General features: G+C 71.4%; 22 protein-coding genes and 1 pseudogene. 17 read left to right on the top strand and 6 right to left on the bottom strand.

All coding sequences use genetic code 11. The annotated features are described in order from the left end of the window. The first annotated feature begins 23 nt into the window (after positions 1 to 23). From cobC to ACH34T_RS08455, 15 genes are all read left to right on the top strand, one after another. Positions 24 to 1,061, top strand: a complete 1,038-nt coding sequence (cobC, locus tag ACH34T_RS08525; protein ID WP_395991790.1) for an Rv2231c family pyridoxal phosphate-dependent protein CobC — start codon at positions 24 to 26, stop codon at positions 1,059 to 1,061. A gap of 11 nt (positions 1,062 to 1,072) precedes the next feature. Next, positions 1,073 to 2,182: a nicotinate-nucleotide--dimethylbenzimidazole phosphoribosyltransferase gene (cobT, locus tag ACH34T_RS08520; protein ID WP_395991446.1), complete on the top strand. Its 1,110-nt coding sequence runs from the start codon at positions 1,073 to 1,075 to the stop codon at positions 2,180 to 2,182. 150 nt (positions 2,183 to 2,332) lie between these two features. After that, a complete protein-coding gene (gene cobA, locus ACH34T_RS08515) occupies positions 2,333 to 3,571 on the top strand; it encodes a uroporphyrinogen-III C-methyltransferase (RefSeq protein WP_395991445.1) in 1,239 nt (412 codons plus the stop codon). Continuing rightward, positions 3,568 to 6,204 (top strand): AAA family ATPase, encoded by a 2,637-nt coding sequence (locus tag ACH34T_RS08510; RefSeq protein ID WP_395991444.1) that lies wholly within the window; start codon positions 3,568 to 3,570, stop codon positions 6,202 to 6,204. Before cobA ends, ACH34T_RS08510 begins: the two co-directional genes overlap by 4 nt. Continuing rightward, positions 6,201 to 7,916 (top strand): GTPase family protein, encoded by a 1,716-nt coding sequence (locus ACH34T_RS08505; RefSeq protein ID WP_395991443.1) that lies wholly within the window; start codon positions 6,201 to 6,203, stop codon positions 7,914 to 7,916. Before ACH34T_RS08510 ends, ACH34T_RS08505 begins: the two co-directional genes overlap by 4 nt. A gap of 86 nt (positions 7,917 to 8,002) precedes the next feature. Beyond that, complete coding sequence (locus ACH34T_RS08500) at positions 8,003 to 8,470, top strand: single-stranded DNA-binding protein (RefSeq protein ID WP_395991442.1); 468 nt, start codon at positions 8,003 to 8,005, stop codon at positions 8,468 to 8,470. A gap of 573 nt (positions 8,471 to 9,043) precedes the next feature. After that, positions 9,044 to 10,333 (top strand): GGDEF domain-containing protein, encoded by a 1,290-nt coding sequence (locus ACH34T_RS08495; RefSeq protein ID WP_395991441.1) that lies wholly within the window; start codon positions 9,044 to 9,046, stop codon positions 10,331 to 10,333. Positions 10,334 to 10,623: 290 nt separating this feature from the next. Further along, positions 10,624 to 12,288, top strand: coding sequence for an energy-dependent translational throttle protein EttA (gene ettA, locus ACH34T_RS08490; protein WP_395991440.1), 1,665 nt, complete (start codon positions 10,624 to 10,626; stop codon positions 12,286 to 12,288). Positions 12,289 to 12,989: 701 nt separating this feature from the next. Then, positions 12,990 to 13,259: a hypothetical protein gene (locus tag ACH34T_RS08485; RefSeq protein WP_395991439.1), complete on the top strand. Its 270-nt coding sequence runs from the start codon at positions 12,990 to 12,992 to the stop codon at positions 13,257 to 13,259. Next, the gene (locus ACH34T_RS08480; RefSeq protein WP_395991438.1) at positions 13,256 to 13,798 is read left to right on the top strand and encodes an RNA polymerase sigma factor; all 543 of its coding nucleotides are present in this window, start codon (positions 13,256 to 13,258) and stop codon (positions 13,796 to 13,798) included. Before ACH34T_RS08485 ends, ACH34T_RS08480 begins: the two co-directional genes overlap by 4 nt. Continuing rightward, a complete protein-coding gene (locus ACH34T_RS08475; RefSeq protein ID WP_395991437.1) occupies positions 13,795 to 14,487 on the top strand; it encodes a hypothetical protein in 693 nt (230 codons plus the stop codon). The genes ACH34T_RS08480 and ACH34T_RS08475 overlap by 4 nt, the downstream gene beginning before the upstream one ends. Before the next feature lie 160 nt (positions 14,488 to 14,647). Beyond that, positions 14,648 to 15,085, top strand: coding sequence for an acyl-CoA thioesterase (locus ACH34T_RS08470; protein ID WP_395991436.1), 438 nt, complete (start codon positions 14,648 to 14,650; stop codon positions 15,083 to 15,085). Further along, a complete protein-coding gene (locus ACH34T_RS08465; protein WP_395991435.1) occupies positions 15,082 to 15,678 on the top strand; it encodes a GNAT family N-acetyltransferase in 597 nt (198 codons plus the stop codon). Before ACH34T_RS08470 ends, ACH34T_RS08465 begins: the two co-directional genes overlap by 4 nt. Positions 15,679 to 15,805: 127 nt before the next feature. Further along, the gene (locus ACH34T_RS08460) at positions 15,806 to 16,027 is read left to right on the top strand and encodes a hypothetical protein (RefSeq protein WP_395991434.1); all 222 of its coding nucleotides are present in this window, start codon (positions 15,806 to 15,808) and stop codon (positions 16,025 to 16,027) included. Positions 16,028 to 16,189: 162 nt separating this feature from the next. Then, positions 16,190 to 17,596, top strand: coding sequence for a S28 family serine protease (locus ACH34T_RS08455; RefSeq protein WP_395991433.1), 1,407 nt, complete (start codon positions 16,190 to 16,192; stop codon positions 17,594 to 17,596). A gap of 115 nt (positions 17,597 to 17,711) precedes the next feature. Here ACH34T_RS08455 and ACH34T_RS08450 read toward each other — a convergent pair whose 3' ends face one another. From ACH34T_RS08450 to ACH34T_RS08435, 4 genes and pseudogenes are all read right to left on the bottom strand, one after another. Next, positions 17,712 to 19,316 carry an alpha-amylase family glycosyl hydrolase gene (locus ACH34T_RS08450; RefSeq protein WP_395991432.1) on the bottom strand — a complete coding sequence of 535 codons (1,605 nt, stop codon included), beginning with the start codon at positions 19,314 to 19,316 and terminating at the stop codon, positions 17,712 to 17,714. 24 nt (positions 19,317 to 19,340) lie between these two features. Then, a pseudogene (locus ACH34T_RS08445) lies at positions 19,341 to 19,706 on the bottom strand (globin); the annotation flags it as partial. Between the two features lie 61 nt (positions 19,707 to 19,767). After that, positions 19,768 to 20,769, bottom strand: a complete 1,002-nt coding sequence (locus tag ACH34T_RS08440; RefSeq protein WP_395991431.1) for a mechanosensitive ion channel family protein — start codon at positions 20,767 to 20,769, stop codon at positions 19,768 to 19,770. A gap of 296 nt (positions 20,770 to 21,065) precedes the next feature. Beyond that, positions 21,066 to 21,347 carry a hypothetical protein gene (locus tag ACH34T_RS08435; protein WP_395991430.1) on the bottom strand — a complete coding sequence of 94 codons (282 nt, stop codon included), beginning with the start codon at positions 21,345 to 21,347 and terminating at the stop codon, positions 21,066 to 21,068. 377 nt (positions 21,348 to 21,724) lie between these two features. Between ACH34T_RS08435 and ACH34T_RS08430 the strand changes: the two genes are divergently transcribed. Further along, a complete protein-coding gene (locus tag ACH34T_RS08430) occupies positions 21,725 to 23,371 on the top strand; it encodes an XRE family transcriptional regulator (RefSeq protein WP_395991429.1) in 1,647 nt (548 codons plus the stop codon). 6 nt (positions 23,372 to 23,377) lie between these two features. After that, on the top strand, positions 23,378 to 23,989 hold the full coding sequence (locus ACH34T_RS08425; protein ID WP_395991428.1) for a GNAT family N-acetyltransferase: 612 nt from the start codon (positions 23,378 to 23,380) through the stop codon (positions 23,987 to 23,989). A gap of 325 nt (positions 23,990 to 24,314) precedes the next feature. Here ACH34T_RS08425 and ACH34T_RS08420 read toward each other — a convergent pair whose 3' ends face one another. Next, positions 24,315 to 24,635: a hypothetical protein gene (locus ACH34T_RS08420; RefSeq protein WP_395991427.1), complete on the bottom strand. Its 321-nt coding sequence runs from the start codon at positions 24,633 to 24,635 to the stop codon at positions 24,315 to 24,317. Between the two features lie 55 nt (positions 24,636 to 24,690). Continuing rightward, positions 24,691 to 26,793: a prolyl oligopeptidase family protein gene (locus ACH34T_RS08415; protein ID WP_395991426.1), complete on the bottom strand. Its 2,103-nt coding sequence runs from the start codon at positions 26,791 to 26,793 to the stop codon at positions 24,691 to 24,693. Between the last annotated feature and the right edge of the window lie 191 nt (positions 26,794 to 26,984).

Raw genomic sequence — 26,984 nt, 5'->3', positions numbered from 1 at the left:
CGGCCCTTCGAGACGGGGCGTCCATGACCGCGGGTCCGGCCGGACTTCCGGACGTCGACCTGCGGCATCACGGGGACGCGGAGGTCGGCGACGGGCTCGCCGACTTCGCCGTCAACGTCCGGACGGGCATGCCCCCGGCCTGGCTCGCCGAGCGGCTCCGCGCGTCCGTCGCGGACCTCGCCGCCTACCCCGACCCGCGTCCGGCCCGCCGCGCCGTCGCGCGGCGGCACGGCAGGGCCACCGGCGAGGTGTTGCTCACCGCCGGTGCGGCGGAGGCGTTCGTCCTGCTGGCGCGGGTCCTGGCGCCGCGCAGGGCGGTGGTCGTGCACCCGCAGTTCACTGAGCCCGAGGCCGCGCTGAGGGCCGCCGGGCACACTGTCGAACGGGTGATCCTCGGCAAGGACTTCACCCTCGACCCCGCGGTCGTCCCCGCCGACGCCGACCTCGTCGTGATCGGCAACCCGACGAACCCGACCTCCGTGCTGCACCCGGCGGGCGCCGTCGCCGCGCTGGCCGCGCACGGCCGGACGGTCGTCGTCGACGAAGCCTTCATGGACTGCGTCCCCGGCGAGCCGGAGACCTTGGCGGGCAGGCTGCCCGCGGGCATCGTCGTCATCCGCTCCCTCACCAAGACGTGGGGCCTCGCCGGCCTGCGCGCCGGATACGTCCTGGCCGACCCCCATCTGATCGGACGGCTCGCCGACGCGCAGCCGCTCTGGCCGGTGTCCACGCCCGCGCTCGTCGCCATCGAAGCGTGCTCCACACCGGAGGCCGTCGCCGAAGCCGAAGCCTGGGCCGTCGCACTCGCCGCCGAACGAGACCGGTTGGCCGCGGAACTCACCGCACGCGGCCTCTACGTCGTCCCGGAGGCGCGAGCGTCGTTCCTGTGCGTGCGCGTGCCCGACGCCCTCGGCATCAGGGCCCTGCTAAGGCAGCGTGGCTACGCCGTCAGGCGCGGTGACACATTCCCAGGGCTCGGCTCCGACTGGCTGCGCATCGCCGTGCGCGACCGGACGTCCAACGACACCCTCCTGGACGTGCTCGGCGAGCTGGGCATTTGAGAGAGGACGCCGTGAACCTGATCGACGAGACCATCGCCGCCATCGCACCGCTGGACGAGGCGGCCATGCGGGACGCTCGCGACCATCAGGCACGCCTCACCAAGCCGCCCGGGTCGCTCGGCGTCCTGGAAGAGCTGTCGGTCAGGCTCGCCGGGCTGGCCGGGCGGTGCCCGCCGCCGCTGCCCGAGCCAGCCGCCGTCGCCGTGTTCGCCGCCGACCACGGCGTCCACGCGCAGGGCGTCACCCCGTGGCCGCAGGAGGTCACCGCGCAGATGGTGGCCAACTTCCTGGCGGGCGGCGCCGTCGTCAACGCGTTCGCCGCCCAGGTCGGCGCGGAGGTCAGCGTCGTCGACGTTGGCGTCGCCGCCGACCTCCACCCGGCCCCCGGCCTGCTCCCGCGCAAGATCGCGCGCGGCACCGCCGACATGACGCTCAGCCCCGCGATGACCATGGACGAGGCCTGCCGCGCCGTCACCGTCGGCATCGAAGCGGCCCGCGACCTGGCCGCCGGTCCCCCTTCGAACGCCCTGAACAGCGCAGGCGGCGCCCGCTGCCTGATCACCGGGGACATGGGCATCGCCAACACCACCGCGTCCGCCGCGCTGATCGCCGCCTTCACCGGCCTCCCGCCCGAACGGGTCACCGGCCGGGGGACCGGCATCGACGACGCCACCCACGCCCACAAGGTCGAGATCGTCCGGACCGCCCTGGCGCGCCACGGCCTGCCCGACGCCGACGCCGCCCCCCTGGACGTGCTGGCGGCGGTCGGCGGGCTCGAACATGCCGCGATCGCCGGATTCGTCCTCGGCGCGGCGGCCCTGCGCGTCCCCGTCGTCCTGGACGGGGTGATCGCCGGAGCGGCCGCCCTCGCCGCCGCCGCCCTCTGCCCGGACGCGATCGGCGCCTGCGTCGCCGGACACCGCTCGGCCGAGCCCGGCCACGCCGCCGCCCTCGCCGCGCTGGGCCTGCGCCCGCTCGTCGACCTGGAGCTCAGGCTGGGCGAGGGAACGGGCGCTCTGCTGGCATTGCCGCTGGTCCAGGGCTCGGTACGGGTCCTGCACGAGGTCGCCACGTTCGACTCCGCCGGCGTCAGCGGCAAGGACGCCCAGACCCGTAACTAAACGATCACGGAATGAGTCACGCTCGGCTATCGACTGGGCGGAGGCCCTCTCCATGCACTCCTGAACCCGAGTACCTTTGTTCCACAAAGACACCTGTCCGTCACCGGAGTTCGCCAGCTGATCCGCACATCCGATCGAGAGAATCACCACGTGCCCCCGTACCTGCTAGGCCTGCGACTCGGCGGCCGGCGCGTCCTCGTCGTCGGCGGGGGCCGGGTCGCCCAGCGCCGCGTGCCCGCGCTGCTGGACGCGGGGGCCGACGTCACGCTGGTCTCCCCGGAGGTCACGGCGTCCCTGCAGGGCCTCGCGGAACGCGGCACGATCACCTGGCACCGGCGGGGCTACCGGACCGGCGACTGCGCGGGCGCCTGGCTGGTCCAGGCCGTCACCGACGACGCCAAGGTCAACGCGGACGTGGTCGCGGAGGCGGAGGCCGCGCGGATCTGGGCCGTCCGGGCCGACGACGCCGAGTCCTCGCCCGCCTGGACGCCCGCGAGCGGCCACGCTGGCGACGCGACCGTCGGCGTCCTGCTCGGCGGCGACCCGCGGCGCGCCGCCGGCATCCGCGACGCCGTGGTGGACGGCCTCCGCGCCGGCGCCCTCGAATCCCGGCATTCCCGGCGCAAGCCCGCCGGCGTCGCCCTCGTCGGCGGCGGTCCAGGCGACCCCGGGCTGATCACCGTCCGCGGCCGCCAGCTCCTGGCCATGGCGGACGTCGTCGTCACCGACCGGCTGGCCCCAGGCGGCCTCCTGGACGAGCTGGCCCCCGACGTCGAGGTGATCGACGCCGCCAAGATCCCCTACGGGCGGACGGTCGCGCAGGACCGCATCAACGAGTACCTGGTCGAGCACGCCAGGCAGGGGCGCTTCGTCGTCCGGCTCAAGGGCGGCGACCCGTTCGTGTTCGGCCGCGGCGCCGAGGAGGCGCTCCACTGCGCCCGGCACGGCGTGCCCGTCACGGTCGTCCCCGGCATCACCAGCGCCGTCGCCGTCCCGTCCGCCGTCGGCATCCCGGTCACGCACCGGGGCGTCGCGCAGGAGTTCCACGTCGTCTCCGCGCACGTCCCGCCCGGGCACCCCGACTCGACCGTCGACTGGGCCGCGCTGGGCCGCGGGGGCGGCACGATCGTCCTGCTCATGGCCGTGGAACGGATGTCGCTGATCGCACCGGCCCTCATGCGCTATGGTCGGTCGTCCGACACGCCGGTCGCCGTGATCCAGGACGGCACCCTCCCCGGCCAGCGGTCGATGACGGCGACGCTGGGCACGGTGGCCGACGAGATGGCCGCCGGCGAGGTCAGGCCCCCGGCGATCGTGGTCGTGGGCGACGTGGTCAACGTGGCACGAGAGATCGACATGATTCGAGCGGACATGGGACGGGATCCGTGACACCCCCGGCAGAGCAGAGCGCGGTCCACGACGAGCAGGCCGGCGCCGGCCCGGGACGCGGGATCGAGGACTCCGCGCTCCCCGGGAACGACGCCGCGCCCGAAACGGACACGCGCGACGAGCCCGTGCGTCCCGAGGGCCAGGCGGACGACAGGGACGAGAAGTCTGAGGGAACGTCCGGTAAAGCCCGTCCCGCCGCCGAAGACGCCGAGCACGCGCCGGACACCGAAACCGCCGAGCCCCCCAGCGAGCAGCCCCCCGACGAGCCTGCCAAAGAGCTGCCCACCGCCAAGGAGCAGCCCAAACGAGGCCGCTACGCCCGCCGCGGCAAGGCCGCCCAGCCGTCCCAGACCGGCAAGGACGCGCAGCGGGGCCAGAGCGCGCCGTCCGACGAGCCCGCGCCCCCAGGACGAGCCAGGCGATCAAGCCGAGGCAGGCAGCCCGGCCAAGGCGCCCAGCGAGAGAACGACGCGCAGGCCACCGAAAACGCGCGACCAGACCAAGGCACACAGCAAGGCACACAGCCCGCCAAGGCGGCGCAGTCAGGTCAGAGCACGCGTTCGGGCCAGGGCGCGCAGTCCAGTAGGGCCGCGCGGTCGGCGAAGGGCACGCGGCCGGGCAGGCACGCGAAGCCCAGCGGCAACGCGCCCACGGCAACGAAATCGGAGTCCGCCGGCGCCACGCCGCCAGGCAAGGAAACCCAGCCCGACAAGAACGCGCAGCCTGCCAAGAACGCGCAGCCAGACGAGGACACACAGCCTGGCCAAGACACACAGTCCGGCGACGACGCCCAGCCCAGCCGTGACACAAAGCCCGGCAACGACACCCAGTCCGGTCAAGGCACGCAGCCCGGGAAAGACGCCCAGCGCGTCAAGGACGACAGGCCGCCCAGGAGCGGCGGACGGCGGCGCGCCGCCAGGCCGCCCGCCGGGGGCGGCACGGTGCGCCAGGGCGAGCTGATCCGGGCCGTCACCGGCCTGCGCGACCACCTCGGCGCGTTCAACTTCCTCCTCGACGTCCCCGGCGTCCAGGAGGCCCGCGAAGCCCGTGACGAGCTGCGCGACCAGCTCCAGGACTACGTCCTCCCGCGCATCCAGGCCGCGGGCGCGCCGATGCTGGTGGTGCTCGGCGGGTCCACGGGCGCGGGCAAGTCGACGCTGGTCAACACGCTGGTCGGGGCCCGCGTGAGCGCCACCGGCGTGCTCCGCCCGACCACCAGCAGCCCGATCCTCGTCTGCCACCCCGACCACGCGCGGTGGTTCCTTGAGGGGCCGCTGCTGCCGGGCATGGGACGTGTCCGCGGCCCGGCCCCCGACGCCATCGCCGGCGACCAGCTGGTGATCATCACCAGCGACGTCCTCCCGCCCGGCCTCGCGCTCCTCGACAGCCCCGACTTCGACTCCGTCTTCGAGGACCACTACGAGTTCGCCACCAAGCTGATGTCCGCCGCCGACCTGTGGCTGTGCGTCACCACCGCCGCCCGGTACGCCGACGCGCAGGTCTGGCAGATGCTCCAGCGCGCGAAGGAGAACGGTGCGACGATCGGCGTCGTCCTGTCCCGGGTGCCGCAGGGCGCGGGGCCGCAGGGCGCCGAGATCGTCGAGCACTTCGGCGAGATGCTGGACGACAACGAGGTCGGCGACGCGCGCCGCTTCACGATCCCCGAGACCCGGATCGAGGACAGCCGCCTCCCCGAGGAGACCGTCGGGGACCTCCGCGCCTGGCTCACCGGCGTCGCCGAGGACGCCGAGGACCGCGAGATCGTCATCAGCGACACCCTCGCCGCCGTCCTGGACAGCTTCCGCACCCGCGTCCCCGAGCTCGCCCGCCAGGTCGAGGCGCAGGTCGAGCAGCGCGGCGAGCTGGCCAGGGAGGTCGAGGCCGGGTACGGCACCGCGCTCGCCGAGCTCGACGAGGCCACCCGCAACGGCTCCCTGCTGCGCGGCGAGGTCCTCGCCCGCTGGCAGGACTTCGCCGGCACCGGCGACCTGCTGCGCTCCCTGCACGCCCAGCGGTCCAGGCGCGGCCGGTCCGCGCGGCGGCGCAGCCGCAGCCCGGCCCGCGTCCGCGCGCTGAAGGCGGCGCTGCGCAGCGGCCTCGAATCGCTGATCATGGCGTCCGCCGAGCACGGTGCCGAGCAGGTCATCGCCCGCTGGCGCGACCACCCGGCCGGACGGCAGGTCCTCGCCGCGGCGGACGCCGAGGTCGGGCACGTCTCCCCGGAGCTGTCGCGCCGCGTCACCCGGGCCGTCAGCTCCTGGCAGGACCACGTCCAGGAGCTGATCCGCACCGAGGGCGTCACCAAGCGCTCGGTCGCGAAGCTGGTGTCGTTCGACACCGAGGCGGTCTCCCTAGTCCTGATGATCGGCCTGCTCGGGTACGGCACGTCCGACGTGGCCGTCGAGGGCGGCAACAGCGCCGTCCCGCAGCGGCTGCTGAAGGCGCTGTTCGGCGCCGAGTCGCTGCGCGGCATGGGCGCCAAGGCCCGCGCCGACCTGCGCAGCCGCATCGGGATGCTGTTCGACGAGGAGTCCATCCGGTTCGAGCAGGTGCTCGACTCCGCCGGCATCCCGGACGAGACCGTCCCCGTCCAGCTGTACCAGGCCACCTACAACCTCGAGGTTGCCCGATGACCACCTCGGCCATCCCCGCGAACTCGCCGCCGGGAACCGGCGGGATCCCGATCCTCGGCGCGTCCGGCCCCGGCGCGGCCACCGTTCCCGCCGGTCCGCCCGGGCTGACCGACCGCCTCAACGGCCTCGACCGGCTCGTCCGCGCGGGCGCCGGACGGCTCGACCAGCCCGTCCTGGCCGAGGCGGGGGCGCTCCTCGACCGGGCCGGGCAGCGGCTCCGGCTGTCCGGCGAGCACACCGTCGTGACCCTCGCCGGCGGCACGGGAAGCGGCAAGTCGTCCCTGTTCAACGCCATCTGCGGGCTGGAACTCTCGCCGACCGGGATGCGGCGCCCCATGACGTCCCAGGCGCACGCCTGCGTCTGGGGCCTGGACGGCGCCGGCCCCCTCCTCGACTGGCTGGACGTCGACAAACGCCACCGCTACGCCCGCGCCAGCGCCCTCGACCTGGAACGCGCCGACTCCTCGCTGCAGGGTCTCGTCCTGATCGATCTGCCCGACCACGACTCCATCCAGGCGATGCACCGCGCCGAGGTCGACCGGTTCGTCACCATCGCCGACCTGCTCGTCTGGGTCGTCGACCCGCAGAAGTACGCCGACGCGGCCCTGCACCGCAACTACATCGTCCCGTTCGCGCGGCACACCGGCGTCACCCTCATCGTCCTCAACCAGGTCGACCGGCTCGCCCCGCACGAGATCGACGACTGCGTCGCCGACCTGCGCCGCCTCCTGGAGGCCGAGGGCCTCGCCGACCCGCGCATCGTCACGACCTCCGCCGTCGCCGACGACGGCGTCTACGGCTTCCGCGACATCCTCGTCGACACCGTCGCCGCCCGCCGCGCCCGCACCGAGCGGCTGTCCGCCGACGTCGACAGGGCCGCCGAGCGCTTCATCGGCTACCGCGCCGACACCGAGCCGCCCACCACCATCGACGACGGCCGCCGCGGCGACCTCGTCCAGGCCCTCACCGACGCCGCGGGCGCGCCCGCCGTCGCCGAGGCGATGGAGAGCGCCTACGAGCTGCGCGCCGCCGACTTCGTCGGCTGGCCCGTCGCCGCCATCGTCGCCCGCCTGCGCTCCGACCCGCTGCGCCGGATGCGCCTCACCGAACTGCGCGAGGAGCTCCGCGGCGCCTTCACCGGCCCGATCGGCGCCCAGCAAGGCGACGTCGACACCGCCCTCCAAGGCGTCACCGAGGGCATCACTCCGGAACTCCCCGCCCACTGGGGACGCTCCGTCCGCGCCGCCGCCCGCTCCCACGCCACCGAGATCCCCGAGGCCCTCGGCGAGTCGCTCAAGGACGCGCTGCCCACGTTCAACCAGGTGCCGCGCTGGTGGTGGCTGGTCAAGACCTGGCAGTACTTCCTGGTGCTGGTCGCCGTCCTCAGCGTCGTGTGGATCGGCTTCCTCGTCGCCTACGGCCTGCTGGACGCCGGCGGAGAAGACCCGGGCGGCCTCGTCGGCGAGGCGGGCCTCATCCCGTACGTCGCCGTCCTGGTCGTGTGCACGCTGGGAATGGGGTGGCTCACCTCGTCCGCCTGCCGCAACCTGGTCGCCCTGTCCTCCGCCAAACACGGCGACAAGATGGAGCACCACATGCGCCTGGGCATCGAACGCGTCGCGCACGAGAAGGTGATCGTGCCCATCGAGGACGACCTCCAGGTCTACGCCCGCTTCCGCCAGGACGTGGACGTCGCCCTCGGCCGCGGCTGAGTTATCCACATTCGAGCTCCCGCTCCCGCCGCTCCCACTCGTTGCGCCACCGTGGACTCGTACGCGCGAGACAACGGAGGACCGCGATGAACGAGGCGCACATCACCATCACCGGCTGGGTCGCCGCAGAGCCCCGCTACGCCGTGACGACCAACGGAACGCCGTTCCTGTCCCTCAGGGTCGGCTGCACGCCCCGGCGCTACGACCGGCAGTCCGGCCAGTGGCAGGACATCGACACGCTGTTCCTGACCGTCAACTGCTGGCGGAACCTCGCCGACAACGTCAACGCGTCCGAGTTCCAGCGCGGCACCCCCGTCCTCGTCACGGGCCGCCTGCGCATCCGGCAGTACGAGCGCGAGGGCCAATGGCGCTTCTCCGCCGAGGTCGAGGCCACCACGCTCGGCCCCGACCTCGTCCGCGGCACGGCCGACTTCCGCCCCATCCAGCGAGGCGGCCCCCTCAACGAAGAAGACCTCCAACTGGCCCGCGACGCGGCCGATGAATGGGCCCTGACCACCCCCACAACTGACGAGGACCAACCCAAGGCCGCCTAACCCCCCGGAGCCACCGCGTCCCGCAACCTGCCCAGAGCCCCAAGACAACGCCCAGCAAGGCGCCCCTCGAGCCCGCAACGCCACCCAACGCGCCCCCGTACCACACCGCCCGCCAACCCGACGCCCTGAGGCGCACCGCCCGCCAAGGCGCGGTGGCCGGAGGCGCGGTGTCAGGGGGGCGGCCCTAGGGAGACGGCGTCAGGGGAGACGGTGTTCGGGGAGGGGGTGTTCGAGGCCGTGGTACCCAGGGACGGGGTGTCCGGGGACGCCGGGGTTTGGGAACGTGCGGCGTCTGTCTCGGGGGTTGGCGAGCGGGGGCGTGGCCGACAGATGCAGTCGCCGCCGGTCGGCACCCCCGCACCGTCGGGGTTCTGCGGCCTGGTCAGATCCAGGAAACGCCGCGCATGGTGGTATCCCCCTCAGGATTGCCTCGGGCCGCGAGTCCGCGGACCCTGATGCGTGGTGATCTCAACGGTCACCCGCATGTGCGTTCCCGAACGTACCTGTTTCACGCCCCTTCCGCACACGTTGCAACTATCGTGTTACACAACGTGATGCGCGTAAGGGGGAAGGATGACGGCAGTGCAGTCGTCCGCCGAGGACCGTGGTGGGGAGCTGGCCCGCAGGCCCAGGCGCCGGGCGCTACTGGGGCGTCCGTCCCTGCTCGTGATCTATGTGCCGGTGGTCGTGGCCGTCCATCTCGGGCTCACCGTCGCGGGGCTGGTCAGCACGCCCTACCGGGCCGACGATCTGACGACGTTCGCGGCCCTGCTGGCGTGCGGGGCGGTCTGCATCGAGGCGACGCGGCGGCTCGGCATGCCGGCCGGAGTCGCCCGTGACCTGCTGTCGGCGTGGTGGCTGCCGGTCGCGCTGCTGCTGCCGCCGGTGTACGTGCTCCTGATCCCCGTCCCGCTCCAGGCGCTGCTGCAGTTCCGGGTGCGCCGGACGCTGGTCTACCGGCGGGCCCTCGTCGCGGGCGCGCACGGGATCGCCGGGGCGGGCGCGTCCATGGTGTTCCACCTCGTGGTGCCCGAACCGCTGGAGGGGGCGCCGCAGTGGCTCGTCGACGCGTACCCGGGCATCCCGGCGGCCGTGGGATGCGCGGCGCTGTTCACCGTCGTGAACACGGCGATCGTCGCGGTCGCAGCGCACGCGGCGAACCCCGAGAGCCGCTGGCGGGACGTCCTGTGGACGCGCGAGAGCCTCCTCCTGGACGTGGTGGAGCTGTGCGTCGGCATCCTCGTGGCGATCACGAGCGCGCTGTCGCTGGCCCTGCTGATCCTGGCGCTGCCACCGGTCGTCCTGCTGCAGCGCAGCCTCATGCACCAGCAACTTCAGGCGGCCGCGCGCACGGACGCCAAGACCGGGCTGCTCAACGCGGCGGCATGGCAGCGGGAGGCCGACACCGAGCTGTCCAGGGCGCAGCGCACCCATGACGCGGTGGCGCTCCTGCTGATCGACATCGACCATTTCAAGCGGGTCAACGACACCCACGGGCACCTCATGGGCGACCAGGTGCTGGTCGGCGTCGCCAGCACGCTCTGCCACCAGCTGCGCGACTACGACGTCGTGGGCCGCTTCGGCGGCGAGGAGTTCGTGGTCCTCCTGCCGGGCGCCGACACCGTCGAGGCGTGCCGCGTGGCGGAGCGGCTCCGGGGCCGGGTGCGCCGACTCGCCGTCCCCGCCGAAGAGGGGACGGTGACGGTCACCGTGTCCGTGGGCGTCGCGCTGTTCCGCACGCACGGCGAGGACCTCCTGGAACTCCTGGCCGCCGCCGACCTGGCCCTCTACCGCGCCAAGTCGTCCGGCCGCGACCGCGTCTGCCTCCCCGCCCTGGAGGGCCCCGGCGCCCCCGCCGCCTAATCGCACACCCAGCCCCCATCCCACCCACCCGGCCCCACACATCAATGTTGCCTTCCGGCCCTGCCCGGCCGGTGTTCCTACCGCATGACCAGACGACCAGACGATCCCAGCCCGCCCGGCCGCGTGGTTGTGTTTGCCTCCCGACTCTGGGGCCACGGAGGTCCTACCGCAGAGGCGGACGGAGGCGGGTGGGCTGTCTCGTGTGTTCGTGTCTGACTTCCCGTCGCGGGGGCCTGGTGTGAGCGCAGCTGTGCGATAAACAGTTCGCGGGACCCTCTAGGCTTGCGGATATGGCCGAGTACATCTACACGATGCAGCGTGTGCGCAAGGCACATGGCGACAAGGTTGTCCTGGACGACGTCACCCTGCACTTCCTTCCAGGCGCGAAGATCGGTGTCCTGGGACCGAACGGCACCGGTAAGTCGACGCTGCTGCGCATGATGGCCGGTCTGGAACAGCCGTCCAACGGGGACGCGCGCCTCATGCCGGGGTTCACCGTCGGCATGTTGCAGCAGGAGCCGCCGCTGAACGAGGAGAAGACCGTCCTCGGGAACGTGCAGGAGGGCGTCGCCGAGACCAAGGCGATGGTCGACCGGTTCAACGAGATCGCCGAGAAGATGGCGACGGACTACTCCGACGAGCTGATGGAGGAGATGGGCAAGCTCCAAGAGCAGCTCGACCACCGCAACGCGTGGGACCTCGACAGCCAGCTCGAACAGGCGATGGACGCGCTGCGCTGCCCGCCGGGCGAGGCCGAGGTGACGAAGCTGTCGGGCGGTGAGCGCCGCCGCGTCGCGCTGTGCAAGCTCCTGCTCGAAGCCCCCGACCTGCTGCTGCTGGACGAGCCCACCAACCACCTCGACGCGGAGAGCGTCCAGTGGCTGGAGCAGTTCCTCGCCAAGTACGAGGGCACCGTCCTGGCCGTCACCCACGACCGGTACTTCCTCGACAACGTCGCCACCTGGATCCTGGAGCTCGACCGGGGCCGCTGCTACCCCTACGAGGGCAACTACTCCGTCTACCTGGAGAAGAAGGCCGAGCGGCTGAAGGTCGAGGGCAACAAGGACGCCAAGCGCAAGAAGCGCCTCCAGGACGAGCTGGAGTGGGTCCGGTCGAACCCGAAGGCGCGGCAGACGAAGAGCAAGGCCCGCCTGGAGCGGTACGAGGAGATGGCGGCCGAGGCCGCGAAGACCCGCAAGCTGGACTTCGAGGAGATCCAGATCCCGCCGGGCCCGCGCCTGGGCAACACCGTCATCGTGGCGGACAAGCTGACGAAGGGCTTCGACGACCGGGTCCTGATGGACGACCTGTCGTTCAACCTGCCGCCGAACGGCATCGTCGGCGTCATCGGCCCGAACGGCGTCGGCAAGACCACGCTCTTCCGCATGATCGTCGGCGAGGAGCAGCCGGACGGCGGCGAACTGCGGCTCGGCGAGACCGTCAAGGTGTCCTACGTCGACCAGGGACGCGGCGGCATCGACCCGAAGAAGACGGTGTGGCAGGTCGTCTCGGACGGCCTCGACCACATCAACGTCGGGCAGGTCGAGATGCCGTCCCGCGCGTACGTCGCGGCGTTCGGGTTCAAGGGCCCCGACCAGCAGAAACCGGCGGGCGTCCTGTCCGGCGGCGAGCGCAACCGCCTGAACCTGGCGCTGACGCTCAAGCTGGGCGGCAACATCCTTCTCCTGGACGAGCCGACCAACGACCTCGACACCGAGACCCTGTCCAGCCTGGAGAACGCCCTCCTGGAGTTCCCCGGCTGCGCCGTGATCACGTCGCACGACCGGTGGTTCCTGGACCGCATCGCCACGCACATCCTCGCGTGGGAAGAGGGCTCGAACTGGTTCTGGTTCGAGGGCAACTTCGCCGACTACGAGAAGAACAAGATCGAGCGCCTGGGCGCCGACGCCGCCCGCCCGCACCGCGTCACACACCGCAAGCTCAAGCGCGACTGACCCAGACCGTCCGCACCGCACTGCGCCTTCCAAGGCAACGGCACTTGGGAGGCGCGGTGCGGAACGGCGGCCAGCCGAGGTGCCGGTACGCCATTCACCGCCTCACCGCCTCGCCGTTTCGGCGCGTGCGCACTGACGGACGGCCCTGAATGCTGAGATTGGACGGCACGGCACCGTCCCCGACGTCGGGCTCAACCGTTCGATCGCCAGGTCGTCGCTCTCGTTCCGCCCGTGGTGGTGGTGTCGAATGCGCGTCGGGTTGTTCGGGTCCTTTGCCGTGTCCTGAGTCGGGCGGCGGATTGCGTCGGCTCATGAACGATCAGGATCAACCGCCGCGCCGGGCTCCTGGACCTGACGTGATGAGGTGTCGCGAATGCCCTCGACGAGTGGGGTGCAGGTCGTCCCAACGCCTCGGATTGGCAGTGGCTGCCGCCGTTCTCACTGGTTCTGGTGCACGAGCAAAGTGCGCTTCGGACATTGGTGAGGTGGGATGAATGAGATCATTTTGGCGGTCGGATAACGGGCTCCCCGAAATGACCTGGCGGTCATGCGGGGTGCCGATCACGCTCCGATATCGGCGCAGGTGGTGCGGCTATTTTGGGATGGATGTCAACGATTGTGACCTCTGGCGGCAGTTATTTGCGTAAGACTGCTGAGGCGGAAGTCGCTCTCAGCATCGCGCGGATACCCGAGGAGTCCCCGTGTTCGAGTCGCTGTCGTGGGAGGTCGCCGTGGTCGTTCCGGCGTGTCTGGGGCCCGGGCTGGTGAACGTCCTGCGCCTGGCGGTCGGCCGCCGCGCCGCCGTCCTGCTGGAGCGCGAGCGGCGTGCGACCCTGGCCGCCGTCCTGCGGTCGCCGGGCGTCCTGGCGGCGGTAAGGCGGGCGCCGGGAGTCCTGGTGGTCGAGGGGGCCGGGGACGGAGGCGTGCGTCTCATGTGCGGAACGTCCACCGACTCGGGAGCGATGCGGTGAACGCGGACCGGGAGGCCCGCGAGACGCTGTCGTCGTTCCCCGAGTTCTACCGCCACTGGATGCCGCGCATCACCGGATACCTGCGGTCCCAGACGTCCGACGGCCGCTGGGTCGAGGACATCGCGCAGGAGTGCATGCTCGCCGCGCAGCGCAGGTGGGACGAGCTCGTCACGTATGACAAGCCGGGCGCCTGGCTGTTCCGGGTCGCGACGACCATGCTGCGGCGCTGGCAGGCGAAGGCGCGCGAGCAGTGCACGTCGCTGGACGACATGATCACGCGCGGGGACGCCGGGCTTCCGAGCGCCGGGGAGCGCGGGACGGACGGGCGGCTCGACCTCATGGCCGCGGTGCGGAGCCTCCCCCGCCGCCAGCGGGAGGCCGTCGCGCTGCACTGCCTGCTGGAGTTCCCGATGCCGGAGGTCGCCCGGATCCTCGGCATGAGCGAAGGCTCGGCGAAGACGCATGTGCACCGGGCGCGCAGGCGGCTGGAGGAACTGCTCCGCGAGCCGGCGCCGGTCGAACTGGAGGGCCGCACATGAATCTGGACGCCATGCTGGCCGCCGCCGCGTCCGCCATCGCCCGGATGCCCGAGGCCGAGTTCGCGGTCGGCTATGGACGGCTGCAGGAGGAGATCCGCCGGCAGCAGTTCGACGACATCGCCAGCGCGCGGCACGCGGCGTTCGTCGACTCCCTCGACCTGGACCGGGCCGCGTACGAACTGGCCCGCCTCCACGACGCGGACGGCAACCTGGGTGAGGCGGCCCGCTGGTACCGGGTCGCGGCGAGGAGCGACCACGCGGACGCGGCCCTCCGCCTCGGCCGGACGCTCGACCTGCTCGCCGACCGGTGCGCCGCGACCGGCCCCTACAGCGCCCAGCGGGAGGAACTGCATCTGATCACCGAGGCCGCGCAGGCGTACGCGGAGGCCTATGCGGCGGGCTACACGGAGGCCGCCGACCGGATCGACGAGATGCTGGCCGCGTTCACGTGCAGGCAACGGTCCCCGGACCGTCCGCGGCCCGAGTCCGAGCCGGACGCGGCCTCGTGCGCCCACGTCCGCGATTTCGCTCCGGCGAACGGCGTGCTCAGCGACCAGGAGATCCAGGAGCTCAGCCACCACGCCTCCCAGTGCATTTCCTGCCTGGAGGACTTCGTCGCCCTGGTCCGGGCGGCGGCCTCCGCGACCCCGACCGGAACGGTGTCCGACCCGTTCGCCCCTGCCCAGTGAGACCCACACCCGTTGAGCAGGAGCCCGCGCCCGTTCGGCACGCGTGACCCGGGACGGCCGCGCGACCACCGAGGGCGGCGCGCGGGGGAGGGGCCGGGCCGGTGAACCTACTGCCGGTAACATCGGCCCGGACCGGTTCCCCGTACCCCCAGGCGAGGACATGCAGCAGACCGATCTGCCCGCAGCCGAGTACCGGCACGTCTACGAGTTCCACGTCCGGTTCGGCGACATCGACTCCCAGGGCCACGTGAACAACGTCAAGTTCCTCGGCTACCTGGAGGACGCGCGGCTGGAGATGTTCCACGGCGACCCGGTCCGCAAGGGGGAGAAACCGGTCCGCGGCATGGTGATCTCGCGGCACGAGATCGACTACCTGCGGCCGCTGCTGCCGACCGTCTACCCGATCCGGGTGGAGACGTGGGTGACCGAGGCCCGCGCCGCCTCGTTCACGCTGGCCTACGAGGTGCGGGACGACGAGAACGTGTACGTCGAGGCGACCTCGACCCTCGCCGCGTTCGACCCGGAGACCAACCGGTTGCGCCGCTTCACACCGGAAGAACGGGAGTTCATCGGCCGCTACACGGCGCCCACGGCATGACGGCCCTCGCCGGCCCGCCGCCCCCGCTGGCCGACCGCCCTCAGCCGGGGGTGCGGCTCCGCGTCGTCCAGATGGCGGACGCCGAGGCCCTCGCCGCGCTCTGCAGGTCCAACCGCGCCTACCTGCGTCCCTGGGAGCCGGAACGCGACGACTCGTACTTCACCGTCGACGGCCAGCGCGACAACCTGCACAGCCTGGTCGAGGCGTACGCGACGGGGGAGATGTGGCCCGGCGTCATCCTGGTCGACGGTGAGCTCGCCGGACGGATATCGCTCAACCACATCCTGCGCGGCCCACTGCAGACTTGCTTCGTCGGCTACTGGGTGGCGCGCGCGCACGCCGGACGCGGTGTCGCGACCGAGGCGCTGAGGCAGGCGCTGGACGTGGCCTTCGACGGCCTCGGTCTCCACCGCGTCGAGGCGTTCACGAGGGTCGACAACCTCGCGTCACAGCGCGTCCTGGAGCGGAACGGTTTCACGGCCGTGGGGACGGCCCGCCGCCACATCCACGTGGACGGCCGCTGGCACGACGAGCGGTTCTTCGAGCGCCTGGCCCCCTGGGACGACGGCATCACACTGACCCCACCTGCCTGACGCCAACACCCCACCCGCCTGACGCCAACACCCCACGCAGGGACGCCGGTTTCGATGCCGTCTAGCGATCATTATTACCGGGTATTACCGGAAATAAGGAGTTCGTCTTCGCTGGAGAAAGCGTCCAATGTCCCCCTATCTCGCTGCATGGATCCTCTGGATCCTGATGTTCTTCGCCATCGAGCTGCCCGCCGTCTTCAACCGCCGGGACGGCGACACGCTCTCCGAGCTCGTCTGGAACGTCTTCGCCATTCGCGGCAAGCCCCTCGGCTGGCAGCTGCGCCGGCTGGCCCTCGTCCTCGGCCTCGGGTGGCTGGTCGCCCACTTCCTCACCGGTGGCGCCATCTGACCGTTGTGGCCCCGGCTGTCCGGGTGACAACCGGGCCGTCACGGATAGATAACAAGCACTGCAGCAATCCGTTTCCGGCCCACTTCTCGCTCTATTGTCGCGACGCGAATGTGGAGATCCCACGTGGAAGGGGCACAAATGCGGCGCGTCTCACGAGGAGCGATGGCACTGCTGCTCGCCGCGGGAGTGACCGGGGCCGGCACCACTGCGGCGCTGGCAGTCACGGACCAGGCGAGCACCGCCCAAGCGGGTACGGCCCAGGCCGGCGACATTCTCGACCGGCTCAAGGCGATTCCCGGAATGCAGGTGACGGAGAAGACTTCGACGCTGCCCGGTTACCGGTGGTTCTGGCTCGAATACAAACAGCCGGTCGACCATCGCAACCCCAAGGGGAAGTGGTTCGCGCAGCGCGTCATGCTGCAGCACAAGGCGGCCGACCGGCCCATGGTGCTCTACACCAGCGGTTACAACACGCCGGAGGTGATGTTCACGTCCGAGCCGGCGGCGCTGGTCGACGGCAACCAGATCTCCGTCGAGTACCGCTACTTCACCCCGTCCCGTCCCGAGCCCGCGGACTGGACGAAGGACAACATCTGGCAGGCCGCGACGGACGAGCACCGGCTCATCCGCGAACTGAAGAAGATTTACAACACCAAGTGGATTTCGACGGGCGCCAGCAAGGGCGGCATGACCGCCGTCTACCACAAGCGCTTCTACCCGCATGACGTCGACGGCAGCGTCGTCTACGTGGCCCCGAACGACGTGCGCAACGACGACGACCGCGCCTACGACAGGTTCTTCCAGACGGTCGGCGACGACCCCAAGTGCCGCGCCCACCTCCAGGGCCTCGCGCGGGAGTTCCTCGAACGCCGTCCCGCCATGCTCGACCGCTTCAAGGCCGCCGCCGACAAGGGCGGTTGGACGTTCGAGATCCTGCGCACCCAGGACCGCGCGTTCGAGAACTCGGTGATGGACTACGAGTGGGCGTTCTGGCAGTACAGCCTGCAGTCCGACTGCGCGTCCCTGCCGTCGGTGGACGCGTCCGACGACGAGCTCTACCAGTCGCTCGACACCATCTCGGGCCTGTCCTTCTACAGCGACCAGGGGCTCGCCCCCTACATCCCGTACTACTACCAGGCGGGCACCGAGCTCGGCTGGCCCTCGCCGAAGTTCAAGCACCTGCGCCCGCTGCTGCGGTACGAGAGCAGCTACCAGCCGCGCACGTACGTCCCGAGCGACATCCGGATGCGTTTCGACCACGGCCGCGCCATGCGCGACATCGACCGCTGGGTGCAGCGGAACGCGAGCCAGATGCTGTTCCTCTACGGCTCGAACGACCCGTGGGGTTCCGAGCCGTTCCGTCTCGGCCGGGGAAGCCGTGACTCGGCCGTGTACGTCGCTCCTGGCATGAACCACAGCGCACGCCTCATCGACCGGCTGCCCGCCGACGAGAAGGCCAAGTCGATCGCGTACGTCAAGCGCTGGGCGGGCGTCGACCCAGGCGCGCAGACGCTCACGACCGGACCGTCCGCCGACGATCCGCTCCAGTTCCAGCGCCCGCCGCTGTAGCGGAACCCCGCCGTGGCAGGACCTGCCGTCAGCAGGACCACTGCCACAGCGGAACTCGCGGTGTGCCGTGCCGTGCGCTGACCCCTGGCGCGGCCGGCACACCGCGTCGCCGCGTTCAGCGGGTGGTGAGCCAGGCGGCGGCGTTGCCCGGGAGGAGGTCGCCGTACAGGGGAGTGCTGGTCAGGAGCGGGCTGCCCGGCGGGAGGCGGATCGGGTTCTCGCCGCAGTTGAGCGCGCAGACGAGCGGGCCGCGCCTGAAGAAGACGGCCGTGTCGGAGGAGCCGAGCCACTCCATGTCCGCGGGCAGGTCGTCCAGCAGGCGGCGGCGCAGCGCCAGCGCCTCGCGGTAGAACGCCAGCATGGACGACGGGTCGGACGACTGCGCCTCGACGGTCATGGACGCCCACCGTTCCGGCATCGGCAGCCAAGGACGGACGCCGTCAGGCGAGAAGCCGTAAGGCTCGGCGGTGCCCGACCAGGGGAGCGGGACCCGGCAGCCGTCCCGTCCCGCCAGTCGCCCGTTCGTGCGTTTCCAGATCGGGTCCTGTCGCGCCTCGTCCGGGAGGTCGGTCACCTCTGGCAGGCCCAGTTCCTCCCCCTGGTACAGGTACGCCGACCCTGGAAGCGCCAAGAGCATGAGCAGCGCCGCCTTAGCCCGCGCATGGCCGATGCCAGGGACGCTCTCCGGCTGTTCATACCGGGTGACATGACGAATGGAGTCGTGACTGGACAGCACCCAGGTCGGCGCGGCCCCAGTAGGCGCGACGGCCTCCACAGCGGCCGTCACCACATCACGGAACGCCGTCGCCGACCATGGGGCGAGTTGCAAGTCGAACTGGAAGACCTGGTGCAGTTCGTCTGGACGCAGGTAGAGCGCGAGGTCTTCCGTCCCTTCCGTCCATACCTCGCCTATGGCCATGCGATCGTCGTCGTACTCGTCCAGGATCTGCCGCCACTTCCGGTACACGTCGTGGACTTCTGGACGGCCATACATGGGGCCGTTCAGTAGGTGGCGGTTCCGTCCGTCCAGGTCGCGGAACGATTCGTCCTTGAACAGTCCGGCGGCCACGTCGATGCGGAAGCCGTCCACGCCGCGGTCGAGCCAGAAGCGCAGGATCTCCTCGAATTCTCGCCGCACATCGGGGTGGCGCCAGTTGAAGTCGGGCTGCTCGCGCGCGTACAGGTGCAGGTACCACTCGCCGTCGTCCACCCGCGTCCAGGCCGGGCCGCCGAACGCGGACGGCCAGTCGTTCGGCGGCTCCTCCTCGCCGCGACGTTCACCTGCGGGGTGACGCCCCGGAACGGACTGTTCGCCTTGCCTTCCCGACCGGAAAATGTAGCGGGACCGTTCGGGCGACCCGGGCGGCGCGGCGAGCGCCTTCTGGAACCACGGGTGCCGGTCGGACGAGTGGTTCGGCACGATGTCGACGATCAGCCGGAGGCCGTGCGCGTGGACGTCCGCCACCAGGGCGTCGAAGTCATCGAGCGTGCCGAAGCGCGGGTCGACGTCGCGGTAGTCGGCCACGTCGTAGCCGCCGTCCGCGAGCGGCGACGTGTAGAACGGGGTGAGCCACAGCGCGTCCACGCCGAGGTCGCGCAGGTGGCCGAGCCGGGACCGGATCCCCTGGAGGTCGCCCTCGCCGTTCCCGTCGGAGTCGGCGAAACTGCGGACGTAGACCTCGTACACGACGGCGTTACGCCACCACGGGAATCGCGTCATACAGGGCGATCTACCCGCTTATGTCGGGGCGTTCACCATGCTCCGCGCGGCCATCGTGAGGTAGTCCCAGAGCTGCTTCTCCAGGTGCTCGGGCAGCTCCAGCTCGTCGACCGCGTCCCGCATGTGGCGCAGCCAGGCGTCGTGCTCGGCCTGGCCGATGACGAACGGGACGTGCCGCATCCGCAGCCTGGGATGCCCGCGCCGCTGACTGTAGGTGGTCGGGCCGCCCCAGTACTGGATCAGGAAGAGGCGCAGCCTCTCCTCGGCGGGCCCGAGGTCTTCCTCGGGGTAGAGGGCGCGAAGGTCGGGGTCGTCCGCGACGCCCTGGTAGAAGCGGTGCACCAGCCGGTGGAAGGTCTCCTCGCCGCCGACCGCTTCGTAGAAGGTCACCTGTTCAGCCATAGCGCCTCCCACCCTATGTGAGAGCCGGCGCCGTCCTCACCTTGATCCACTAGGGGGTGGCGGGGGTGGCGACCGTGACGCCCGCCTCGTCGAACGCCCGCTTGACGCGTTCGCGCAGCTCGCGGGCGATGTCGCCCTGCTTGCCCGGCGCCGTCTTCAGCACGACGCGGATCACGAGGGCGTCGCCGGCGAGCGCCTGCACGCCCCACACCGACGGCGTCTCCAGGACGAGGTCCTTCCACCGCTCGTCGGCGGCGAGCTCGTCGGCGGCGGCCTGCAGGATCTCCTTGACCTTCTCGGTGTCCTCGTGGATGTCGACGGGGATGTCGAGGACGGCCCTTCCCCAGTTCTGCGACTCGTTCCCGACCTTCTTGATCTCGCCGTTCGGGACGTACCAGACGACGCCGTCCATGTCCCGCATCCGGGTGACCCGCAGCGTGACGGCCTCGACCGTGCCCTTGGCGGTGCCGACGTCGATGAAGTCGCCGACGCCGTACTGGTCCTCCAGCAGCATGAACAGTCCGGCGAGGAGGTCCTTGACGATGTTCTGCGCGCCGAAGCCGACCGCGACGCCGATGACGCTCGCGCTGGCCAGGATCGGCGCGAGGTTCAGGCCGAGCGAGCCGAGGATGCTGAACGCAGCCGTCCCCATGATCAGGACGGACGCGATGGAGCGCAGCACCGAGCCGAGCGTCTGCGCGCGCTGCGCCCGCCGCTTGTTGAGCAGGGTGGGGCTGCCCTCGAAGACCGTCCGGGACCGTTCCCTGGCCCGCTCCGTCATCGTGCCCTCGGACATCCGCACCGTCACCCTGGTGATCATGCGGTGCGCGATGCTCTTCAGGATCAGCGCGATCACGAAGGTGACGACGATCCAGAAGAGGGTGGTGAGGGGCCCGTCGAGCCAGGTCGAGAAGAACTCGGTGAACCCGCTGTTGTGCGAGACGTTCCAGACGAGCCGGCACGCGGTGGTGGGCGTCGGGTCCCCGCAGGCGTGCTCGGGGGTTCCGTCCTGCGCCCAGGGCAGGAACGGCTCGGCGGCGAGAAGTGACATACGGCAGACCCTCCCCGGCCATTGTGGTGCCTGGACACCTCGCCGTGGTCCCGCGGCGGGTTCGAGCCGATCGTAGGGGACGATTCCGACCGGTTCATCCCGGTGTCCGCGAGGTGCCGCGGGGTGTCGTGGCCTGGCCGGGGAGGGCTGATCCGGCGAACGTGTCCCGCGAGGTCCGTGGCTGCCGCGCCGTTCCGGCCACGGCCCCGCGGGACACGCCCGGTCTCACGGGCGCCGCCGTTGGGGCGGCGCCCGAGCTTTCCAGGGAGCCTGCTGATCGCCGACGGAGGGAGCGGTCAGCGGCGGAGGGGCTGGAGGACGTGGGCCAGTTTCATGGCCGCGCCGCCCACGTCGTCGACGCGGTGCATGCGTTCGCCCCACGACCACCAGAAGTAGTGGTCCTTGGTCTCGGGAGCCGGTGCGCACGTGACGTCCTCCGCGAGGCTGGCGGCCTCCGGGTTCACGACGCGCAGGAACGCCGGGCCCGAGCGGGTCCTGACGACGCGGGCGACGAGGCCCTGCGTGTCGAGTTCGTGCTCCAGTTCCTCCAGGTAGCCGACGCGTCTGTCGCTGACCACCTTCGCACCCCCTCTGTCGGCGAGGACCGGTCAACTGATCAACTCTGCGAGTCCGTTCGGTCACTCGCGGCGAGAATTGCAACTCTCACGGTGGCTGGTCAAGTGATCGGGCATACGGCGGAGTACCGGATTACCCCACCTCAGAGGAAGTCCGCACCCCTGCGGAGGAAGAATCTCTACCCGCGTGGGGCGGTCGGCATCCCGGCGGCCGCTTCTTCGCCGGAATCGCTTGGCGGGCCCTGTGACGAGGGTTACGCTGCGTGCGCAAGAGATTATCAGTCGTGGCCATGACCATGTGACCGGTCGCCGTGGCGGGACGATCGCCCTCCCCCGAGGGGAACGGCGTCCCGGCCGGACGGTGGAGGAGGCCGGAGTCGATGTCGGATCCCCCTCGGAAAGAGACGGAAGCGGCTCGCCGGATCCGCGCGCACGCTCTGGCCCGAGGCCGCGGCCCGGTCGAGATCGCCCAGGAGATCCACGAGCAGTGCGGCCCGCTGTTCGGCACCAGCCGCGTCAAGGCGCACCGGCTGGCGCACGGCGTCGCGCTGTCCGACATCGTGGCGCAGGTCAGGGCCCTCTACGAGGTGGACGGCAAACCGCCGCCCCGCCTCGGGGAGACGCTCCTGTCCGCCTACGAGAGCGGCTACAAGCGGCCCGGCCCCGAATACCTGCACTACCTGTGCGCCGTCTACCGGGTGGAGCCCGACGCACTCGACTACCAGAGTCCCTGTATCTGCGGACGCGGTCACGCCGTCCGTCCGGGCGCCGCGAGCGTCCCGAAGCCGCGGCCGGCGGAGCGGCACGCGGCAACCGCCCCCGACACGCTCGTCGGGGCGATCGTCCCCAGGGCCGGAGAGCGGCCCTGGGCAACAGTCAACGACCTACGGGGCCACAACCGCGCTGACGGCCCCCTGACCATTGATGTGGGAGAGGAGGACATCGTGCTTCGTAGGACCCTTCTCCAACTTCTGGCCGGAGCGGGCGTGGCGCTCGACGGGCAGATCCTTGGGGCAGTCGACAACCTGCGCCGCAAGATGGACGACACGCTCGTCGGCGCGACCGTCTCGCCGACCATGCTCGACCAGTGGGAGGAGACCACCTACGGCTACGGCCAGCAGTACCAGGCGACGCCTTCCCTGCGCATGCTCTGCGACGTCCTGCTGGACTTCAGCGAGGTGCGGCGCATGTGCGACAAGCGCCAGCCCGTCGAGCTGCAGGAACGGCTGTGCCGGATCGCGGCGCAGCTGTCCGGGCTGTCCGGCCTGATCATGATCAATCTCGGCGACCACCGGCTGGCCCGCTCGTTCTTCCGGACGGCCCGCACCGCCGCCGACGAGACCGGCGACCGGCAGCTGCGCGCCTGGGTGACCGTCCGCGAATCGCTCGTGCCGATGTACTACGGCGACCCCCGCGAGGCGCTGCACCTGGCCCGCAAGGCCCAGGACCTCGCCGGCCGGACGCCCGGCGTCGCCGGGGCCATGGCGCCCGCCGTGGAGGCCCGCGCGCTCGGCATGCTCGCCATGCGCGGACGCGGCGACGCCGCCCCCAGCGCCCGGCGCGCCCTCGTCCGCGGGCGCTCGGTGTTCGACCAGCTGTCCAAGGCCGACACCAGCGACCTCGTGTACGGGTTCACCGACCGGCAGATGGCGTTCTACGAGGGCGACACGTTCACCAGCCTCGGCGACCACAAGCACGGCGACGAGGTGCTCAGCCACGCCCTGACCCTGTACTCGCCGACCGACCGCGTCGACCTGACCCTCGTCCGCATCGACCGCGCCATGTGCAAACTCCACGCCGGCAACCCGGACGCCGCGCTCGCGGCCGGGCGGGAGGCCATCCTCGAACTGCCGGCCGACCACCGGTCCGACATCCTCGTGCACCGCGCACGGCAGATCGGCGCGGCCGTCACCGCGAAACACGGCGACTTCCCGGCGGTGAAGGAGTTCTACGAGGCCCTCGCCGGCCCCTGGGTGACGAGCCCCACACAGGAAAGGCCGTCCGTCCCTCCGTCCGAGCAGGTCTGACCCGGCATGGGCACCCCTGACGGCACGCCCTGGCAGGACCACCCCGCCCGCGTCCTCGTCCGGCTCAAGGACGAGCCCCCCGTGTGGAGCTTCGGCGAGGTCCGCCTGCGCCGCTACGGCGGCGCCGACCACGACACCGTCCTCGCCCTGCACCGCGAAGGCCTTGCCCAGGTCGGCCTGCGCCCCGGCGACGGCGTCTACTACGACCACGACTTCTTCCGCATGGAGGACATCTACCTCCGCAACGACGGCGAGTTCCTCGTCGGGGAGCTCGACGGCCGCATCGTCGCCATGGGCGGGCTGCGCCGCGCCGACCTCGTCCCCGGCGGCCGGGCCCGCGCGTTCGGCGGCTACGCCCCCGGCACCCCGGCCCTCGACGCCGTCGAGATGGTGCGGCTCCGCGTCCTGCCCTCCGTGCAGCGCCGCGGCTACGGCACCGCCGTCGTCCAGGCCCTCGAACAACGCGCCGTGGAATACGGCTACCGCGTCCTGCGCGCCGACACCACCGAACTCCAGGGCCCCGCCCTGGCCCTCTACGGCAAGTTCGGCTGGACGGAGACCCGCCGCGAGACCATCGGCGGCATCGTCAACATCTACCTGGAGAAACAGCTCCGCTGAAGGCACCCGAGCCGCGGGCCCGTCCGCCGGTGGCGCGGCCCAGCGGACACCCGCGGCTCGGGGCGGTGTTTATTGCATTTCTCTCCTCCTTCGGGCCCTGGGGGCCCTCCATCGTCGAGAAACGCTGTGCGATCGCTGGCATCGCTCCGGCTCGCCTTGCGGCTCGCTGCGCGATCAGGTTTCTCGCTTCGCTCGAAACCTGCCTTCGGACGCGATCGCGATGGTTTTGGTTGTTGCGGGGTTGCGGCGGTGGTTGCGGTCTGCGCGGTTGTGGTGCCGGTTATGCCCAGGTTGAGGTGGGTGCGGGCCTGCGGCCCTTTCCGGTTCAGGGGCGTTGGGCTCCGACTAGTTGCATCAAGGGGTAGCGGTGCTGGCGGATTGCGGTGTAGTCGCGGGCCATGGCGTGCTCGGTGGCGGTGTCCGGGCCGATGGGCCAGCCCTTGGCGAGGTTGAAGCCGATGGGCCGCCACACCCGCTCGTAGATCTGGGGGAGGAACGTCGACTGCATGACCGACTGGGCGAGCGACGGGGACGGCTTCGCGGACGGTCCGAGCAGGTCGAGGTAGCCCGCCGAGGTGTCGGGCTCTGCGGGCGGGTCGCGGAGCAGGGCGAGGACACGGTCCATGGTGGAGGGGACGTCCGTCATCCCCGTCCTCCAGCCCCCACCCGCCACCATTCAACGGACGAGCTCCGCTCGGTTGTCACCCGGCTATTAGATCACGCGTCAACTCGTCCGGGAGGCCGAGGCCCGTCTGGGCGGCCATGAACGCGAGCGTGTCGGCCATCAGGTCGATCGAGCGGCTCACCGAGCGGGTGGCGTGGCCGACCTCCGACTCGTTGCGGAGCAGGACGGGCGCGTCCGACGCGGTGGCGTGCTGCAGCGCGGCGCACATCTTGCGGGCGTGCAGCGGGTCGACGCGGGTGTCGCTGCCGAACGTCGTGAACAGGACCGCCGGGTAGGCGGTGCCCGCGTGGACGTTGTGGTACGGGGAGTAGCCGATGAGCCAGCCGAACTCCTCGGGGTCGTCGGCCGTCCCGTACTCGTCGTTCCAGGTCTGGCCCAGGCCGAACCGCTCGTACCTGGCCATGTCCAGGAGCGGGGCCGAGCACACCACCGCGCGGTACAGGTCGGGGCGCTGGGTGAGCGCCGCGCCGACCAGCAGGCCGCCGTTGGAGCCGCCGGAGATCGCGAGCTGGGACGGCGTCGTCAGGCCGTCGGAGATGAGCTTCTCGGCGGCGGCGTGGAAGTCGTCGAACACGTTCTGCTTGCGGTCGCGCATCCCGGCGCGGTGCCACTCCTCGCCCTCCTCGGACCCGCCGCGCAGGTTCGCGACCGCGTACACGCCGCCCGCCTCCACCCAGGCGAGGATGCTCGCCGAGTAGGCCGGCGCGAGCGAGATGTTGAACCCGCCGTACCCGTACAGGACGGCGGGGCGCGGGCCGGAGAGGCCGGGACGCGACGCGACGAGCATCCTGACCTCGGTCCCGTCCAGGGACGTGTAGACGATCTGGCGGGTCTCGATCTCCGGGACCTCGACCGTGCCGGGCGCGGACGCCCACAGGACGGTCTCGCCGGTCCGGGCGTCGTAGCGCATGACCGACGACGGGGTGACGTCGTCGGTGTAGCCGAACCACGCCTCGTGGCCGCCCTCGGGCCGCTCGACGATCCCGCCGATCGAACCCAGCCCGGGAGTGGGCACGGTCCCGAGCCGCGCCCCGGTCTCCAGGTCGTGGACGGTGATCTCGCTGATCGCGTGCCGCGTCCACCCGGCGAGGAGGACGGGACGGTCGAGATCGTCGAGGATCGCGAAGTCGGTGAGGACGGCCTCCGGGTCCTGCGGGACGAGGTCGCGCCAGTTCTCGTAGGACGGGTCGGCGGGGTCGGCGACGCAGAGACGAGAGCGGGGCGCGTCGCGGTCGGTGAAGACGTAGGCGCGGCCGTCCCGTCCCACGCGCAGGCCGGTGCTCGCGTCCACGCCCTCCTGGACGGCGCGGAGGACCGGCGCCTCGGGCGGCGACGCGGACAGGTCGGCGATCCACAGGTCGTTGCGCGGCGCGGTGCCCTGCGACGCGGAGACCGTGAGCCAGCGCCCGTCCCGGCTGACGCCGACGCCGTAGTAGTTGGTCTTGTCCAGCCCTTCGCCGAAGATCAGCACGTCGTCGGTGTCGGGCTCGGTGCCGACGCGGTGCAGGTAGACGCGCCGGTGGTACTGCTCCTCGCCCTCCGGGACGTCCCGGGCGGGCAGCCGGCGGGTGTAGTAGTAGGCCTCGCCGTCCGGCAGCCAGGCGATCGACGAGTACCGCGCCCGGTCGATCGGGCCCTCGACGCGCTCGCCCGTCGCTACGTCCATGACGTGCAGGAGGGACTCCTCGTCACCGCCGGTCGAGATCTTGTACGCGAGGCGGCGGCCCTCCTTGTCGGGCTGCCAGCCGTCCAGCGTGGTGGTGCCGTCCGGGTCGAGGGCCATCGGGTCGACGAGGACGCGTTCGGAGCCGTCCGGATCCACCGTGTACAGCACGGGATGCTCCTGGTCCGCGGTGCGGCGTGTGAAGAACCGCCGTCCGCCCCGCCACACCGGCGATCCGACGCTGCCCGCGCCGAGCAGCTCGCCGAGCCGTCGCCGCAGGCCGTCCCGTCCCGGCAGCGCGTCCGCGACCTTGTGGAACAGCCTGTCCTGCGCGGCGAGCCATGCCTTGGTGTCGTCGCCGGCGGCGTCCTCAAGCCAGCGGTACGGGTCGGCGACCCGGTGACCGTGGATGTCCTCGACGATGTCCTGGCGCTGCGCGGGCGGATACGGCGTCATAGGTTGCACTGTATTGGCCGTTCCGGACTGCCCGTCGCATACACTTCGACCCGCCGCGAACGCGTGTTTGCGTTCGACCGGCCCCCTGAAGGGGGATTATTGGGGTAGCGGACGGCCTCCCTCAGACGCCACACTGATTTGGTCGGTTCGCCCCGGGGAGGTCCTCATGGCGAGTGCGCAGGTACCGGAGA

This window comes from Actinomadura sp. 9N215 (assembly GCF_044326345.1).
Taxonomy (GTDB): domain Bacteria; phylum Actinomycetota; class Actinomycetes; order Streptosporangiales; family Streptosporangiaceae; genus Spirillospora.
This window is presented reverse-complemented; position numbering and strand designations above follow the sequence as displayed.